This window comes from Streptomyces sp. NPDC048142, assembly GCF_043202835.1.
Lineage (GTDB): Bacteria > Actinomycetota > Actinomycetes > Streptomycetales > Streptomycetaceae > Streptomyces.
In genome coordinates this window covers 1-1,092 of record NZ_JBIDBC010000095.1, presented here as the reverse complement: position 1 = coordinate 1,092, position 1,092 = coordinate 1, and the positions used below count along the sequence as shown (strand labels likewise).

Below are 1,092 nucleotides of genomic sequence, written 5' to 3'. Positions count from 1 at the left end.
TTATGCAGTTCAAAGCAGGTAAGCGGCTTATGTGAGTGCCCCTTTTCAGCATGGTTCGCCCCGTAGGTTCCGAATGCCGCCCGGCCAGATGCGACCCCCGTCGCCCGTCTCATCCGCTTCTGGTCTTGGAAACCCGTCTGACGTAGAGATATGGCAGAAACTCCCACCCTCCTGCGGAACAGAGCCTTCCGGCATGCCCATGCTCACGCTGTGCCGTGAGTGAGCGCAAGCCGTACCCCAGCGACCTGTCCGACGCCCGATGGGCCCTGATCGAGCCGACCCTGACGGCCTGGCGGAATGCCCGACTCGAACGCCGTCCCACCGGCAAACCGGCCCAAGTCGATTTGCGCGACGTGTTCAATGCGATCCTCTACCTGAACCGCACCGGAATCCCCTGGAAATACCTCCCACACGATTTCCCCGGCCACGGCACCGTCTACTTCTACTACGCCGCCTGGCGCGACGAAGGAATCTTCACCCAACTGAACTACGACCTGACCGCGCTCGCCCGCGTGAAGGAGGGTCGCAAGCCCGAACCGACCGCCTCGGTCATCGACACCCAGAGCGTCAAGACCTCCACCAACGTGCCCCTGACCAGCCAGGGAACCGACGCCGCGAAGAAGATCGTCGGCCGGAAGCGCGGCATCCTCACCGATACGATCGGCCTCATCCTCGCCGTGACCGTCGCCGGCGCCGGCCTCTCCGAAAACGCCATGGGAATACGCCTCCTCGACCAGGCCAAGGAGACGTACCCCACCATCGTGAAAAGCTGGGTCGACACCGGCTTCAAGAACGCCGTCATCGAACACGGCGCCACTCTGGGCATCGACGTCGAGGTCGTCAACCGCAACCCCGAAAAACGCGGCTTCCACGTCGTGAAAAGGCGCTGGGTGGTAGAGCGCAGCATCGGCTGGATCATGATGCACCGCCGCCTCGCGCGCGACTACGAGACCCTCACCACCAGCTCCGAAGCCATGATCCACATCGCCTCGATCGACAACCTCGCCAAGCGCATAACGGACGAGACCATACCCACCTGGCGAGGAACTTACTAGGAGATAAAGGGCAATCTGACTAGATCAAACGCCCTCT

Annotated in this window: 1 protein-coding gene; it reads left to right on the top strand. The window is 62.4% G+C overall.

The window, feature by feature from the left end:
• The first annotated feature begins 215 nt into the window (after positions 1-215).
• Positions 216-1,055, top strand: a complete 840-nt coding sequence (locus ACGF2Y_RS36685; RefSeq protein ID WP_392956451.1) for an IS5-like element ISSco3 family transposase — start codon at positions 216-218, stop codon at positions 1,053-1,055.
• Positions 1,056-1,092: the final 37 nt, after the last annotated feature.